Source organism: Streptomyces sp. NPDC048664 (assembly GCF_040650555.1).
Taxonomy (GTDB): Bacteria; Actinomycetota; Actinomycetes; order Streptomycetales; family Streptomycetaceae; genus Streptomyces.
Genome location: NZ_JBEZHK010000003.1, coordinates 346,646 through 362,249, shown reverse-complemented (window position 1 = coordinate 362,249; position 15,604 = coordinate 346,646). Strand labels below are relative to the sequence as shown.

At 72.6% G+C, this 15,604-nt stretch carries 14 protein-coding genes; all 14 read left to right on the top strand.

The window, feature by feature from the left end; genetic code table 11:
- Positions 1-88: 88 nt before the first annotated feature.
- The 14 genes from AB0C59_RS05325 to AB0C59_RS05260 all read left to right on the top strand — a co-directional run bounded on the left by AB0C59_RS05325 (position 89) and on the right by AB0C59_RS05260 (position 15,551).
- Complete coding sequence (locus tag AB0C59_RS05325; protein ID WP_363001274.1) at positions 89-1,783, top strand: CTP synthase; 1,695 nt, start codon at positions 89-91, stop codon at positions 1,781-1,783.
- Positions 1,784-1,866: 83 nt separating this feature from the next.
- Positions 1,867-2,493, top strand: a complete 627-nt coding sequence (locus AB0C59_RS05320) for an NUDIX hydrolase (protein ID WP_363001209.1) — start codon at positions 1,867-1,869, stop codon at positions 2,491-2,493.
- Between the two features lie 187 nt (positions 2,494-2,680).
- Complete coding sequence (locus tag AB0C59_RS05315; RefSeq protein ID WP_363001207.1) at positions 2,681-4,840, top strand: tetratricopeptide repeat protein; 2,160 nt, start codon at positions 2,681-2,683, stop codon at positions 4,838-4,840.
- 134 nt (positions 4,841-4,974) lie between these two features.
- Positions 4,975-6,099: an alanine dehydrogenase gene (gene ald / locus AB0C59_RS05310; RefSeq protein WP_363001205.1), complete on the top strand. Its 1,125-nt coding sequence runs from the start codon at positions 4,975-4,977 to the stop codon at positions 6,097-6,099.
- Positions 6,100-6,452: 353 nt separating this feature from the next.
- On the top strand, positions 6,453-7,628 hold the full coding sequence (locus AB0C59_RS05305) for a ParA family protein (protein ID WP_363001203.1): 1,176 nt from the start codon (positions 6,453-6,455) through the stop codon (positions 7,626-7,628).
- Entirely contained in the window at positions 7,613-8,179 is a 567-nt protein-coding gene (locus AB0C59_RS05300) for a hypothetical protein (protein WP_363001202.1), read from the top strand. Before AB0C59_RS05305 ends, AB0C59_RS05300 begins: the two co-directional genes overlap by 16 nt.
- Before the next feature lie 20 nt (positions 8,180-8,199).
- A complete protein-coding gene (locus AB0C59_RS05295) occupies positions 8,200-9,192 on the top strand; it encodes a segregation/condensation protein A (RefSeq protein WP_363001200.1) in 993 nt (330 codons plus the stop codon).
- Entirely contained in the window at positions 9,189-9,878 is a 690-nt protein-coding gene (gene scpB / locus AB0C59_RS05290) for an SMC-Scp complex subunit ScpB (protein WP_363001198.1), read from the top strand. Before AB0C59_RS05295 ends, scpB begins: the two co-directional genes overlap by 4 nt.
- Positions 9,878-10,957, top strand: coding sequence for a pseudouridine synthase (locus AB0C59_RS05285; protein WP_363001196.1), 1,080 nt, complete (start codon positions 9,878-9,880; stop codon positions 10,955-10,957). Before scpB ends, AB0C59_RS05285 begins: the two co-directional genes overlap by 1 nt.
- A gap of 146 nt (positions 10,958-11,103) precedes the next feature.
- The gene (locus tag AB0C59_RS05280) at positions 11,104-11,829 is read left to right on the top strand and encodes an NUDIX domain-containing protein (RefSeq protein ID WP_363001272.1); all 726 of its coding nucleotides are present in this window, start codon (positions 11,104-11,106) and stop codon (positions 11,827-11,829) included.
- On the top strand, positions 11,826-12,848 hold the full coding sequence (locus AB0C59_RS05275) for an ADP-ribosylglycohydrolase family protein (protein WP_363001194.1): 1,023 nt from the start codon (positions 11,826-11,828) through the stop codon (positions 12,846-12,848). The genes AB0C59_RS05280 and AB0C59_RS05275 overlap by 4 nt, the downstream gene beginning before the upstream one ends.
- Positions 12,849-12,969: 121 nt before the next feature.
- On the top strand, positions 12,970-14,064 hold the full coding sequence (locus AB0C59_RS05270; RefSeq protein WP_363001192.1) for a prephenate dehydrogenase: 1,095 nt from the start codon (positions 12,970-12,972) through the stop codon (positions 14,062-14,064).
- A gap of 147 nt (positions 14,065-14,211) precedes the next feature.
- Positions 14,212-14,907, top strand: a complete 696-nt coding sequence (gene cmk, locus AB0C59_RS05265; protein WP_363001190.1) for a (d)CMP kinase — start codon at positions 14,212-14,214, stop codon at positions 14,905-14,907.
- Positions 14,904-15,551 carry a lysophospholipid acyltransferase family protein gene (locus AB0C59_RS05260; RefSeq protein WP_363001188.1) on the top strand — a complete coding sequence of 216 codons (648 nt, stop codon included), beginning with the start codon at positions 14,904-14,906 and terminating at the stop codon, positions 15,549-15,551. Before cmk ends, AB0C59_RS05260 begins: the two co-directional genes overlap by 4 nt.
- The last annotated feature ends 53 nt before the right edge of the window (positions 15,552-15,604 follow it).

Sequence of the window (15,604 nt, the reverse complement as noted above, 5' to 3'; positions counted from 1 at the left end):
CGAACCGCAGCGACGGCACCCCCGGAAATCCCCGGTGGGCAGGCCGGAACGCACGACAGAACGCGACCACGGGAGCCCCCTCTTGGCCATGCCGCCCTTCCGGAACAACACAGCCACGACGACCAAGCACATCTTCGTCACCGGGGGTGTCGCCTCCTCGCTCGGCAAGGGCTTGACGGCCTCCAGCCTCGGCATGCTGCTCAAGGCGCGGGGCCTGCGCGTCGTCATGCAGAAGCTCGACCCGTACCTCAACGTGGACCCGGGCACCATGAACCCGTTCCAGCACGGTGAGGTGTTCGTCACCAACGACGGCGCCGAGACCGACCTGGACATCGGGCACTACGAGCGCTTCCTCGACCGTGACCTCGACGGCTCCGCCAACGTGACCACCGGGCAGGTCTACTCCACGGTGATCGCCAAGGAGCGGCGCGGCGAGTACCTCGGTGACACCGTGCAGGTCATCCCGCACATCACCAACGAGATCAAGCACCGGATCCGCCGTATGGCGACGGACGAGGTCGACGTCGTGATCACCGAGGTCGGCGGCACGGTCGGTGACATCGAGTCGCTGCCGTTCCTGGAGACCGTGCGGCAGGTCCGCCACGAGGTCGGCCGGGACAACGTCTTCGTCGTTCATATCTCTCTTCTGCCCTACATCGGCCCGTCCGGCGAGCTGAAGACCAAGCCGACCCAGCACTCGGTCGCCGCGCTGCGCAACATCGGTATCCAGCCGGACGCGATCGTCCTGCGCTGCGACCGCGAGGTCCCGACCGCCATCAAGCGCAAGATCTCCCTGATGTGCGACGTGGACGAGGCCGCGGTCGTGGCCTGCCCCGACGCCCGCTCGATCTACGACATCCCCAAGGTCGTGCACTCCGAGGGCCTGGACGCGTACGTCGTCCGCAAGCTGGACCTGCCCTTCCGCGACGTGGACTGGACGACCTGGGACGACCTGCTCGACCGCGTCCACAACCCGGACCACGAGGTCACCCTCGCCCTGGTCGGCAAGTACATCGACCTGCCCGACGCCTATCTGTCGGTGACCGAGGCCCTGCGCGCCGGCGGTTTCGCCAACCGGGCCCGGGTGAAGATCAAGTGGGTGACGTCCGACGACTGCAGGACCCCGGCGGACGCCGCGCAGCAGCTGGGCGACGTGGACGCGATCTGCGTGCCCGGCGGCTTCGGCGACCGGGGCGTGTCCGGCAAGGTCGGCGCCATCCAGTACGCCCGTGAGAACAGGATCCCGCTGCTCGGCCTGTGCCTCGGCCTCCAGTGCATCGTGATCGAGGCGGCGCGCAACCTCGCCGGCATCGCGGACGCCAACTCCACCGAGTTCGACGCCGTCACCGCGCACCCCGTGATCTCCACCATGGCCGAGCAGCTCGACATCGTGGCGGGCGAGGGCGACATGGGCGGCACCATGCGGCTGGGCATGTACCCGGCCAAGCTGGCCGAGGGCTCCATCGTGCGCGAGGTGTACGCCGGCAAGGAGTACGTCGAGGAGCGCCACCGCCACCGGTACGAGGTGAACAACGCCTACCGGGCCGAGCTGGAGAAGAAGGCCGGCATCCAGTTCTCCGGCACCTCCCCGGACGGCAAGCTCGTGGAGTACGTCGAGTACCCGCGCGAGGTGCACCCCTACCTGGTGGCCACGCAGGCGCACCCCGAGCTGCGCTCCCGCCCGACCCGGCCGCACCCGCTGTTCGCCGGCCTGGTGAAGGCCGCCGTCGAGCGCCAGCAGCAGGCGGCAGCCGGCAAGGGCGGCGCCAAGAACGGCAAGTAGCCCAGAAGGTACGGTGACCGGGGTGCGCGTCCTGCGGGAGGCGCACCCCGGTCGTGTGCGAGGACGTGGGAGGACAGCGCGAGATGGCGATCAAGGACACCCCCGAGCAGTGGCGGGTCAGGGCGAGCGAGACCCCGTTCGTCGGCAACAAGACCTCGGTGCGCACCGACGACGTGGTCATGCCCGACGGCTCCGTCGCCCGCCGCGACTACCAGGTCCACCCCGGCTCGGTGGCCGTGCTCGCCCTGGACGACCAGGACCGCGTGCTGGTGATCCGCCAGTACCGCCATCCCGTGCGCCACAAGCTCTGGGAGATCCCGGCCGGACTTCTCGACGTCCCCGGCGAGAACCCGCTGCACGCCGCGCAGCGCGAGCTGTACGAGGAGGCGCACGTCAAGGCCGAGGACTGGCGGGTGCTGACCGACGTCTACACCACCCCCGGCGGTTGCGACGAGGCCGTGCGCGTCTTCCTCGCCCGCGGCCTGTCCGAGGCCGAGGGGCGGCGCTTCGAGGTGGAGGACGAGGAGGCCGACATGGAGGTGGCCCGGGTGCCGCTCGCCGACCTCGTCCGCGGGGTGCTGGCCGGTGAGCTGCACAACAACTGCCTCGTCGTCGGTGCCCTGTCCCTGGTCGCGGCGCGCGGCGGCGACGGCCTGGACGCCCTGCGCCCGGCGGAGGCGCCCTGGCCCGCACGGCCGTTCGAGGCCTGAGCGGTCTCGGCCACGCGCCTCGCTCCCGTCCTCCTTGGCCGCATGACGGTCCTACGATCGCTTGATCCGATTGGGCGATGTGTCGGCCCCGCTCCGCCCGGAACGCCGCAGGTCGTCAACTAGGCTCTGAGCGCGGCACGCCCCATGGTGGCGGCCCTGTTGGCGCGGTGGGACGGGAGCGTGGCCCGTGGCGGATCAGGCGGTGGACACAGACGGTGCCGAGCTGTCCCAGCGCGCCCGGCGCCCCTCCGCCGCGGACGGACCCTTCCTCGGACGCACCCGGGAGCTGAAGGAACTCCTCGCCGACATCGAACGCGCGGGCCTGGACACCCTCTCCGGCCGCAAGGCGCCCCGCGCCCGTGTCCTGCTCATCGCGGGCCGGCCCGGCCTCGGCCGTACGGCCCTCGCGCGCGAACTGGTGCGCCAGGTCGGGCACCGCTACGGGGACGGGGTGCTGCGCACCCGCCTCAGCGAACCCGACGGCACCCCCGTCCCCACCGAGCGCACCGCCCGCGAACTGCTGGACGCCCTCGGCCTGCCCGTCCCCGCGGGCGCCCCGCCGGACGAACTCGGCCAGGCCGTGCGCGAGGCGCTCTCGGGCCGCCGCGCGCTGCTCCTGCTGGACGACGCGGTGTCCGCAGAGCAGGTCGACGCGCTGTTGCCCGACACACCGGACTGCCTGGTCGTCGCCGTCTCCGAGGGGCCGCTGACCGGGATCTCGGACGTGCGGCCCTGCACCCTCGGCGGCCTCGACACCAAGTCGGCCCTTGACCTGCTCACCCGCTTCACCGGGGCGGTGCGCGTCACCGTCGACCCGCGTGCCGCCGAAGGGCTCGTGGAGGAGTGCGCCGGCCAGCCCGCCGCACTCGTGCTGGCGGGCGGCTGGCTCGCCGCGCGCCCCGAGGCCGCGGTCGCCGACCTCGCCAGGCACCTGCGCTCGGCGGGGGAGGAGGGGCCGCCGACGGCCCGGCTCTTCCAGCTCGCGTACGAGGGGCTGCCCGCCCTGACGCAGCGGCTGCTGCGGCTGCTGTCCCTGGCGCCCGCGGGCCTCGTGGACGCGCACACGGCCTCCGCGCTGGCTGGCTGCTCGCCCCGGGACGCGGCCGCCCTTCTCGACGGCCTCGCCGCCCAGTCCTTCCTGCGGCGCGCCGACCCGCCCGGGACCGGCCCGAGCAGGACCGATGCGCCCGGCCCCGAGGACCGCGCCCGGGACGAGGCGCGGACCTCGGACCGGCCCCGGTACGAGGTCCCCGGCTGCCTGCTGCCCCTGCTGCGGGACCGGGCGCGCAGCCAGGACCGCCCCGCCGAGCTCCAGCTGGCCCGCGCGCGCATGCTGGAGCGGACCGTACGGCTGCTCCAGTCCTGCCGGGCGATCACCGAGACCGACAGCCCCCAGGCCCGTGAGAAGCTCGCCGCGCTGCCCGGGACCCTGCGCTTCTCCGGTCCCCGGGCCGCCGAGGACTGGCTGCGCACCCGGCAGCCCGCCCTGCTGGCCGCGGCCCGGCTCGCGGTCGCCGACGGAGAGCTGGACACGCTGGCCCGGCGGCTCATGGCCGCCCTGGTCAGGGCCCTGGTCGCGCACTTCGGCACCGAGGCCGCGGCGCCCGAGCTGTATCTCGTCCACGGGCTCGTCCGCGATGTGGCCGAGCGCCGCGACCTGCCCCGGGAGGAGGCGGCGGCGCTGCTGAACCTCGCGGACCTGGACGCGCGCACCGGCCGTACGGCCCAGGCGCTGCGCCGCTACCGGGACGCGCTGGACGCCGGGCGGCGGGGGAACGACCCGTACGCGACGGGCCGCGCGATGGAATCCGTGGGCGCCGCCCACCAGGAGCTGCGGGACCACGACCGGGCCGCCGACTGGTACGGCCGGGCGCTCGCCCAGCGGCTGGCCCGCGACGAGCACGCCGACGCCGCCCGGCTGTACGGCCGCCTGGCCACCGTCCAGAGTCGTGCGGGTCGCCACGACGAGGCGCTGCGCAACGGGCGCGCCGCGGTCGCGGTGCACCGCAGGGCGGGTGATGTGGCCGCCCACGCGCGGGCGTTGAGCGAGCTCGCCCGCCTCCAGGAGCACGCGGGCCGCCCGGCGGACTCGATGCGCACCTGCCACGAGGCCATCGAGTACGCGCGCCGCGCCGAGGACACCCGGCTCCAGGTGGCGCTGCGGCTCAGGGTCGCCGACACCCTGGAGCGGCTCGGCGACCCGGCGGCCGCGCGCCTGCAGCGCGGAGTGGCCGAGCGCATGCTGGGTGAGGGGCCCGAGGGCGGCCCCGACGGCGCCGACAGGGCCCTGGAGCAGGAGCAGGAGATCGATTCCTGCGAAATCCGCAGTACATCTGATGAAGATTGATGCAATGAAAGGCTAGACAGCAGGAACGCCTTCATTAGACTGGCTCTGCCGCTCGTTCCCCTGCGGTGTCTCCTGGTGTGCCCAGTGCGCCCGGGTATGTCGTTCCATGCCCCACATTCTCTGAGTCAAGGACCGTGATCGACGTGAAGGTCGGTATCCCCCGCGAGGTCAAGAACAACGAGTTCCGGGTGGCCATCACCCCTGCTGGTGTGCACGAGCTCGTGCGCCATGGCCACCAGGTCGTCGTCGAGCGCGACGCCGGCATCGGCTCCTCGATCCCGAACGAGGAGTACGTCGCCGCCGGCGCGCGGATCCTGGACACCGCCGACGAGGTCTGGGCCACCGCCGACCTGCTGCTGAAGGTCAAGGAGCCCATCGCCGAGGAGTACCACCGGCTGCGCAAGGACCAGATCCTCTTCACGTACCTGCACCTGGCCGCGTCCAAGGAGTGCACGGACGCCCTCCTGGAGTCCGGCACCACGGCGATCGCGTACGAGACGGTCGAGCTCGCGAACCGCGCGCTCCCGCTGCTCGCCCCCATGTCCGAGGTCGCGGGCCGGCTGGCCCCGCAGGTCGGCGCCTACCACCTGATGCGCGCGGCCGGCGGCCGCGGTGTCCTGCCCGGCGGCGTCCCCGGCGTGCCGGCCGGCAAGGCCGTCATCATCGGCGGCGGCGTCTCCGGCTGGAACGCCGCGGTGATCGCCATCGGCCTCGGCTTCCACGTCACCCTGCTCGACAAGGACATCAACAAGCTCAAGGAGGCGGACAAGGTCTTCGGCACGAAGATCCAGACCGTCGTCTCCAACGCCTTCGAGCTGGAGAAGGCCTGCCTGGAGGCGGACCTCGTCGTCGGCGCCGTCCTCGTCCCCGGTGCCAAGGCCCCGAAGCTGGTCACCAACGAGCTGGTGTCCCGGATGAAGGCCGGAAGTGTCCTTGTCGACATCGCGATCGACCAGGGCGGCTGCTTCGAGGACTCCCGTGCCACCACGCACGCCGAACCGACCTTCAAGGTCCACGAGTCGGTCTTCTACTGCGTCGCCAACATGCCCGGCGCCGTCCCCAACACCTCCACCTACGCGCTGACGAACGCCACGCTGCCCTACATCGTGGAACTCGCGAACCGCGGCTGGGTGGAGGCGCTGCGCCGCGACGCCGCCCTGGCCAAGGGTCTCAACGCCCATGAGGGCAAGGTGGTTTACCGCGAGGTGGCCGAGGCGCACGGCCTGGAGCACGTCGAACTGGACACCCTCATCGGCTGAGTGCCGACCTCCCCGGTGCTACAAGGCGACAGGTCAACCCGCCTCGTCAACACCGGTCGTCCGGCCGGACCTTGCCCGACAAGGTCCGGCCGGATGTGTGTATGGTCACTTTGCGACACTCGTTCAACTCGCCTCGAACGCACCCCTTCAACCGTTTCGCACACCGGTGAAACCTGGCGAACGGAGTCCGGACACCCTTGACAGCGGGATGTTTCATTGCCGACACATCGGGCCGGGTCCGGCGGATTGTGTTGCTGCGGACCGCCGACACGCCATAGAGTCGCCAACCGTCGGCATGGTGCCACGCTGACCTATCTAGAAGTTTCCTGGTCACCAAGGAGGTAAGACGACTTGTGAATGAGTCGACATTTTCTCCCGGGGGCGGTCAACCAGGAGCGCCTGCGCGGGGCACGGGCCCCACGGGGTTCGAGGCTGTCGGCTCCGTCGCTGTCCGTACCTTCGCTGCCCACCAGAGCCAGAGCCCCCACCTGGCTCAGACAGCACCCCAGAGCTTGGATGGCCAACACGTGAACGCCATGGCCGGCAACGGAAGTGGCGGGGTCCACAACCACTTCGCCGACTACGACGAACTGCCCGAAGGGCACTTCTACGACCCCGACGCCGAGTACGAGCCCGATCCCGAGTACGCGGCCACGCTCGCGCCCGACGCGGCCCGACAGCGCCGCGAGCGCATCGGCCCGACCGGCCGCCCCCTCCCGTACTTCCCGATCCCGGGCCCCCTGACCGACCACGGTCCCGCGAAGATCATCGCGATGTGCAACCAGAAGGGCGGCGTCGGCAAGACGACGTCGACCATCAACCTGGGTGCCGCGCTCGCGGAGTACGGCCGCCGGGTGCTCCTGGTCGACTTCGACCCGCAGGGCGCCCTCTCGGTGGGCCTCGGCGTCAACCCGATGGAGCTGGACCTCACCGTCTACAACCTGCTCATGGAGCGGGGCATGTCGGCGGACGAGGTGCTGCTCAAGACCGCCGTCCCCAACATGGACCTGCTGCCCAGCAACATCGACCTGTCGGCGGCCGAGGTCCAGCTGGTCTCCGAGGTCGCGCGCGAGTCGACGCTCCAGCGGGCGCTGAAGCCGCTGCTGCCCGACTACGACTACATCGTGATCGACTGTCAGCCCTCGCTCGGCCTGCTCACGGTCAACGCGCTCACCGCCGCGCACAAGGTGATCGTGCCCCTGGAGTGCGAGTTCTTCGCGCTGCGCGGTGTCGCGCTGCTCACCGAGACCATCGAGAAGGTCCAGGAGCGGCTCAACCCGGAGCTGGAGCTCGACGGCATCCTCGCCACGATGTACGACTCCCGGACCGTGCACAGCCGCGAGGTCCTGGCCCGTGTGGTCGAGGCGTTCGACGACCACGTCTACCACACGGTCATCGGCCGCACGGTCCGCTTCCCGGAGACCACGGTCGCCGGTGAGCCGATCACCACGTACGCCTCCAACTCCGTCGGTGCCGCCGCCTATCGCCAGCTCGCCAGGGAGGTGCTCGCCCGGTGTCACGCCGAGTGAGTCTGCCGGGGGCCGACGAACTGTTCCGCACCACCGGGGGAATGGCGCTCCAGGCGTCGACCCCCAGGCGCCAGGCCAACGGCGAGGCCCGGGTGCCGGCTCCCGCGTCGGACAGCGACGCGACGGCCACCACCGCGGACGCACCGCAGTCCGTGCCCGTCCAGGGCGGTGACGGCGAGGGCGACGAGCACGTCGCCGCGGACACCGCCCAGTCCGAGGCGGGGGAGCCCCACGCACGCCCGGCGCCCGAGGAGCGCACCGGGCGGCGCCAGACGGCGCAGGAAGGTTCAGCCGCCGCCCAGCCGCGCAAGCGGGGGCGCGGGGCCGGACGACGGCCCAGCGGACGCGAGCGGCACGACGAGAAGATCACCGTGTACGTGTCCGCCGAGGAACTGATGGACCTCGAGCACGCGCGCCTCGTGCTGCGCGGGGAGCACGGGCTCGCGGTCGACCGCGGCCGGATCGTGCGCGAGGCGGTCGCCGTCGTGCTGGCCGATCTGGAGTCCCGGGGGGACGCGAGCATCCTCGTACGGCGTCTGCGCGGTCGGTGACCAGGTAGCCTGCCACGGCTATGACCTCGTACGACGGCTTCGCACCCACCCCCGGCCCACCGGGTCGCCGACGTGCGCTCGGCCGCGGCCCCGGCACGCCGCCGCCCGCGCCCGAGGCTCCCGCCCCCGAGGCGCCCACCGCCTCCCCGGAGCCGCCCGAGCCCGGTGACGGCGTCTTCACGGTGCGGCTGGACAACTTCGAAGGCCCCTTCGACCTGCTCCTGCAGCTGATCTCCAAGCACAAGCTGGATGTCACCGAGGTCGCGCTGTCGAAGGTCACCGACGAGTTCATGGCGCACATCCGCGCGATGGGGCCCGACTGGGACCTCGACCAGACGACCGAGTTCCTGGTCGTCGCCGCGACCCTGCTCGACCTCAAGGCCGCCCGGCTGCTGCCCGCCGCCGAGGTCGAGGACGAGGCGGACCTCGCGCTCCTCGAAGCACGCGACCTGCTCTTCGCGCGGCTGCTGCAGTACCGCGCGTACAAGCAGATCGCCGAGATCTTCACCCGCCGCGCCGACGACGAGGGCCGCCGCTACCCCCGCACCGTCGGCCTGGAACCGCAGCACGCGGAACTGCTGCCCGAGGTGGTCATCAGCATCGGCCCCGAGGGGTTCGCCCGGCTCGCGGTGAAGGCGATGCAGCCCAGGCCCAAGCCCCAGGTGTACGTCGACCACATCCACGCACCGCTGGTGTCCGTGCAGGAGCAGGCCCGGATCGTGGTCGAGCGGCTGCGGGTGCTGGGCGAGGCGAGCTTCCGCGCGCTGATCGAGGACACCGACGACACCCTCACCGTCGTCGCGCGCTTCCTCGCCCTGCTGGAGCTGTACCGGGAGAAGGCGGTGGCGCTGGAGCAGGAGGCCGCCCTCGGCGAGCTCACCGTGCGCTGGACGGGCGGGGACGGGGACGAGGCGCCGGTGGTGACGGACGAGTTCGACCGCCCGCCCGAGGACCCCGACAAGAGCCGCGAGAACGGCACGCGGACGGACGAGAAGACGGAGGAGATGGTGTGAGCGAGCACACCGCCGACATGCCCGCCGGCCTGGACACGGTCGCGGACCTCGCCCTCAGACCCGCCCTGGAGGCCGTCCTCATGGTCGTGGACGAGCCCGCCACCGAGGAGCACCTGGCGAAGATCCTGGAGCGCCCCCGGCGCGTGATCGCGGACGCGCTGCGGGAGCTGGCGGACGAGTACACCGTCCAGGGCCGCGGCTTCGAGCTGCGCTTCGTCGCCGGCGGCTGGCGCTTCTACACCCGGGCCCGGTACGCCCCCGCCGTGGAACGCTTCGTCCTGGACGGCCAGCAGGCCCGGCTCACCCAGGCCGCCCTGGAGACCCTGGCTGTGGTCGCCTACCGCCAGCCGGTCAGCCGCAGCCGGGTCTCGGCGGTGCGCGGAGTGAACTGCGACGGGGTCATGCGCACCCTCCTTCAGCGCGGTCTGGTCCAGGAGGCGGGCGCGGAACCCGAAACAGGTGCGATCCTGTACACGACGACGAACTACTTTCTGGAACGGATGGGCCTGCGCGGCCTGGACGAGCTCCCGGAACTCGCGCCCTTCCTCCCGGAGGCGGAGGCGATCGAGGCCGAGACCCAGGAGGGTGTTCCGTCGTTCGACCCGGACGCCGACGACGCGCCGGACACGGACCGCGGTCACTCGACGAAGACGACCGACACGACTGACACGACGACGGAATTTTGATGCGAAGCAGCGGTAGCGGCAGCGGCAGGAACGGCGGGCGGGGCAACTTCCGCGGCGCCGGCAACAGCAGGGACGAGAAGCAGGGCCAGGGCCAGGGCCGTCCCAAGAAGCCCCGCCCCGAGGAGCGCCGCTACGACGTGGGTCCCGGCGCCTCCCCGGACGGGCCCAGGTCCGGACGGGGCGGGTCCGCGCGCGGCGGCGCCAAGGGCGGCCCCCGGCAGTCCCCGCAGCGCGGCGGGGGCCGTACCGCCCCCGCGCAGTCCCGCGAGTACGAGACGCGCGCCGAGGAGCGCAACCGCGAGCGCTACGCGGGCAAGAAGGACATCAAGCTGCCCAAGACCTTCCCCGGGGCCGAGCAGGAGGGCGAGCGGCTCCAGAAGGTGCTCGCCCGCGCGGGCTACGGCTCCCGGCGCGCCTGTGAGGAGCTGATCGAGCGGGCCAGGGTCGAGGTCAACGGCGAGATCGTCCTGGAGCAGGGCCTCCGGGTCGACCCCGAGAAGGACGAGATCAAGGTCGACGGGCTGACCGTGGCCACGCAGTCGTACCAGTTCTTCTCCCTCAACAAGCCCGCGGGCGTGGTGTCGACCATGGAGGACCCCGAGGGCCGCCAGTGCCTCGGGGACTACGTCACCAACCGCGAGACCCGGCTGTTCCACGTCGGCCGGCTCGACACGGAGACCGAGGGCGTCATCCTGCTCACCAACCACGGCGAGCTGGCGCACCGCCTGACCCACCCCAAGTACGGCGTGAAGAAGACCTACCTCGCGCACATCGTGGGCCCGATCCCGCGCGACCTGGGCAAGCAGCTCAAGGACGGCATCCAGCTGGAGGACGGGTACGCGCGCGCGGACCACTTCCGGGTGGTCGAGCAGACCGGCAAGAACTACCTGGTCGAGGTGACCCTGCACGAGGGTCGCAAGCACATCGTGCGCCGCATGCTCGCGGAGGCGGGCTTCCCGGTCGACAAGCTGGTGCGCGTCGCCTTCGGCCCGATCACCCTCGGCGACCAGAAGTCGGGCTGGCTGCGCCGGCTTTCCAACACCGAGGTCGGCATGCTGATGCAGGAAGTCGACCTGTAGGCCCCCGGCACCGCGTGGACGCGGCCGGCCCCCGTCATACCGACGGGGGCCGGCCGCTTCGCTTTTCCCACCGCCTCGCGCACCGGCTTGTGCTCCCCGCCCGCCACCGTTTATAGTCAGAACGACTATTAAAGGGGGTGGGTGTGGTGCTGGGCTACGACAAGTACGCCTTCGAACCCTTCGCGGTCACCGTCGACCTCGCCGTCCTCACGATCCGCGGCGACGAGCTCCAGGTGCTGCTCGTCGAGCGCGGACAGGAGCCGTACGCGGGCCGCTGGGCGCTCCCCGGCGGCTTCGTGAGGCCCGAGGAGTCCGCCGAGGACGCTGCCCGGCGCGAGCTGGCCGAGGAGGCCGGCCTGACCGACGTCACGGGGCTGCACCTGGAGCAGCTGCGCACCTACAGCGACCCCGGCCGCGACCCCCGGATGCGGGTCGTCTCCGTCGCCTTCGCCGCGCTGCTCCCCGACGCCCCCGAGCCGCGCGGCGGCGGTGACGCCGCCCAGGCGCGCTGGCTGCCCCACGCCGCGGCCGGCCCGCTGGCCTTCGACCACGACCGGATCCTGGCCGACGCCCACGACCGCGTCGGAGCCAAGCTGGAGTACACCACCCTGGCCACCGCCTTCTGCCCCGGCGAGTTCACCCTCGGCGAGCTCCAGGAGGTCTACGAGACCGTCTGGGGCACCGCCCTGGACCGCCCCAACTTCCGGCGCAAGGTCCTCGCCACCCCTGGCTTCGTCGCCCCGGTCCCGGGCGCCTCCCGGCTGACCGGTGGCCGCGGCAAGCCCGCCGCCGTGTACCGCGCGGGCGGCGCCACCGCCCTGCACCCGCCCCTGCTCCGCCCCACCACCGCCACGGAAGGACGGCCCTCATGACCGCCACGACCCTCGCCAGGCGCGCCGCCACCGGTTCCCTGATCGGGCTGGCCCTCGGTGACGCGCTCGGCTACCCGACCGAGTTCAAGGACGTGCCGTCCATCCTCGCCTCGTTCGGGCCCTGGCGGCAGATGGACCTGCCGCGCCCGGCGATCGTCACCGACGACACCCAGATGACCCTGGCCCTCGGCCGGGGCCTGCGCACGGCCATGGACCGCGGGGTGCTGGCCCCCCTGCGGATGGCGCGGCCGGTGCGCGAGGAGTTCGTGGACTGGTACCACTCCCCGGAGAACGACCGGGCCCCCGGCCGCACCTGCCTGGTCGCCTGCAACCTGCTCGGCGACGAGCGCCGCCCCTGGCAGGAGGCCAGCCAGATCGGCTCCAAGGGCTGCGGGGCGAACATGCGCGTGGCCCCGATCGGCCTCGTTCCGGGCCTGAGCGACGAACAGCGCGCCGGTGCCGCCCAGCTCCAGGCCGCACTCACCCACGGCCACCCCACCGCGCTCGCGGCCTCCGACCTGACCGCCCACGCCATACGGCTGCTGGTGCGGGGTGCCGACCCGACCGCACTGGTCGGACTGCTGCGCTCGTACGCGTACGACAACCGCACCCGCTACCACGAGCAGTGGCTCGGTGACCTGTGGACCCGCGCCCAGGACCCCACGCCGCAGCACTTCATCGCCCGCGGCTGGGACGAGTGTCTGGCGGCCCTCGAACGCCTGCGGACGGCCGTGCGCGGCGCGTCCCCCGAGACCGACCCCTGCCTGGCCACCGGTGAGGGATGGATCGCCGAGGAGGCCCTCGCCACCGGGCTGCTGTGCTTCCTGCTGTTCCCCGACGAGCCCCTCACCGCCCTGCGCAGGGCGGCCTGCACCGCGGGCGACTCCGACTCCATCGCCTGCCTGACGGGCGCCTTCGCGGGAGCCCATCTCGGCGTCGACGCCTGGCCGCGCGCATGGGCCGACCGGATCGAGTACGCGGGCGAACTGCAGACCCTGGGAGCCCTCTGGGACGTCTGACGGCACGGCGCTCTCCTGAGGGGCACTAGCCTGATGCCACAGACGCAGGCGATCAGACGATCCCGTACCCAGCGAGGAGCAGCACCGTGGCGGTCGGCCAGGACACGAAGGACATCGCCCGGTGAGGTCCGCACTCGTCATCGGCACGGGCCTGATCGGCACCTCGGCGGCCCTGGCGCTCACCGCGCGCGGGGTCGCCGTCCACCTCGCCGACCACGACCCCGAGCAGGCCCGCACCGCGGTCGTCCTCGGCGCCGGCACCGACGAGGCGCCCGAGGGCGCCGTCGACCTGGTGATCGTCGCGGCCCCGCCCGCGCACGTGGCGGGCGCGCTCGCCGACGCCATGCGGCGCGGCCTCGGACGCGGCTACGTGGACGTCGCCAGCGTCAAGGGCGGCCCGCGACGGGAACTGGAGGCGCTCGGCCTGGACCCGGCCCTGCTGGAGCGGTACATCGGCACCCACCCGATGTCGGGCCGCGAGAAGTCCGGCCCGCTCGCGGCCACCGCCGACCTCTTCGAAGGCCGCCCCTGGGTGCTCACCCCGACCCGGGACACCGACACCGAGGTGCTGAACCTCGCCCTGGAGCTGGTCTCGCACTGCCGGGCCGTGCCGGTCGTCATGGACGCCGACGCCCACGACCGGGCCGTGGCACTGGTCTCCCACATGCCCCACCTGGTCTCCAGCATGGTCGCCGCGCGCCTGGAGCACGCCGAGGACTCCGCCGTGCGGCTGTGCGGCCAGGGCATCAGGGACGTGACCCGGATCGCGGCCTCCGACCCCCGGATGTGGATCGACATCCTGTCCGCGAACCCCGGCCCGGTCGCCGACCTGCTCGGCGAGGTCGCCACCGACCTGGACCACACCGTGCGCGCCCTGCGCGCCCTCCAGTCCGACGACGAGGCCGAGCGCCGCCGGGGCACCGACGGCGTCCACGAGGTGCTGCGCCGCGGCAACGCGGGCCAGGTCCGGGTGCCCGGCAAGCACGGCAGCGCCCCGCGGGCGTACGAGACCGTCGCGGTGTTCATCGACGACCAGCCCGGGCAGCTGGCCCGGATCTTCGCGGACGCGGGGGTGGCCGGCGTCAACATCGAGGACGTCCGCATCGAGCACGCGACCGGGCAGCAGGCGGGCCTGGTGCAGCTCATGGTCGAGCAGAAGGCGGCCCCGGCGCTGACCGCGGCCCTGCGGGAGCGGGGCTGGACGATCCGGCAGTAGAGGCGCGGGCGCCGGTCGGGCGAGGGGCGGCCCCGCCGTCCGTCCGTCATACCGGGTCCCGGAAGCCAGTAACCTTGTGCGGGGCGCCCCGCAACCGTCCGCGCCCCGCCCGTACCCGCCACCCCGCACCAGGAAGGTGTCCTCACCGTGGAAAACGGCGCCGCCCGGACCGCCCCGGCAGTGATTGTCGCCATCGACGGCCCCTCCGGCACGGGCAAGTCGAGCACCTCGAAGGCCGTGGCCGCGCAGCTCGGGCTCAGCTACCTGGACACCGGCGCCCAGTACCGGGCGATCACCTGGTGGATGGTCGCCAACGGCATCGACATAACGGACCCCACGGCCATCGCGGCCGTGGCGGGCAAGCCGGAGATCATCTCCGGCACCGACCCGTCCGCGCCCACCATCACCGTGGACGGCACGGACGTCTCCGGCCCGATCCGCACCCAGGAGGTCACCTCCAAGGTCAGCGCGGTCAGCGCCGTGCCCGAGGTGCGGACCCGCATCACCGAGCTGCAGCGCTCGCTGGCGGCCTCCGCCGACCTCGGCATGGTCGTGGAGGGCCGCGACATCGGCACCACGGTGCTGCCCGACGCCGATCTCAAGATCTTCCTCACCGCCTCCCCGGAGGCGCGCGCGGCCCGCCGCAGCGGCGAGCTCAAGGGCGCGGACCTGCACGCCACCCGCGAGGCACTGGTCAAGCGGGACCAGGCCGACTCCAGTCGCAAGACCTCCCCGCTCGCCAAGGCGGGCGACGCCGTCGAGGTGGACACCACCGAGCTCACGCTCCAGCAGGTCATCGAGTGCGTCGTCACCCTCGTCGAGGAGAAGCGGGCGGGGAAGTGAGCGACGCTCCCACCGAGCGGAGCGCCGACGTCGGGCGGCGTATCGGCGTCGGTCTCATGTACGGGCTGTGGAAGCCCAGAGTCCTCGGGGCCTGGAAGGTCCCCGCGAGCGGTCCCGTGATCTTCGCGGTCAACCACTCCCACAACATCGACGGGCCGATGGTCATGGGCGTGGCGCCCCGCGCCACGCACTTCCTGATCAAGAAGGAGGCCTTCGTCGGCCCGCTCGGCAGCTTCCTGCGCGGCATCGGCCAGCTGGAGGTGGACCGCAGGAGCGCCGACCGCACCGCGGTCACCCGGGCGCTGAGCGTGCTGGAGAACGGCGGAGCGCTCGGCATCTTCCCCGAGGGCACCCGGGGCCAGGGCGACTTCGCCTCGCTGCGCGCGGGCCTGGCCTACTTCGCCCTCCGCGGCGGGGCGCCGATCGTGCCCGTCGCGGTGCTGGGCAGCACCGACCGGCGCGGTCGGCTGGTCAAGGCGCTGCCGCCGCTGCGCAGCCGTGTCGACGTCGTTTTCGGAGACCCCTTCGACGCGGGCGACGGCACCGGGCGGCGGACCCGCTCCGCACTGGACCAGGCCACCGAGCGCATCCAGAAGCAGCTGACCGCGCACCTGGAAGACGCCAGGCGCCTCACCGGCCGCTAAGCGACACTTGAGTAGTGGATCACCGTGGACGCGGTGCTCCACCGATCACCACG

Bases quoted from the DNA above. Each gene is read 5' to 3' on its own strand.
- AB0C59_RS05325 (WP_363001274.1), top strand. From the start codon at position 89: ATGCCGCCCTTCCGGAACAACACAGCCACGACGACCAAGCACATCTTC.
- AB0C59_RS05320 (WP_363001209.1), top strand. From the start codon at position 1,867: ATGGCGATCAAGGACACCCCCGAGCAGTGGCGGGTCAGGGCGAGCGAG.
- AB0C59_RS05295 (WP_363001200.1), top strand. From the start codon at position 8,200: ATGACCTCGTACGACGGCTTCGCACCCACCCCCGGCCCACCGGGTCGC.
- AB0C59_RS05285 (WP_363001196.1), top strand. From the start codon at position 9,878: ATGCGAAGCAGCGGTAGCGGCAGCGGCAGGAACGGCGGGCGGGGCAAC.
- AB0C59_RS05275 (WP_363001194.1), top strand. From the start codon at position 11,826: ATGACCGCCACGACCCTCGCCAGGCGCGCCGCCACCGGTTCCCTGATC.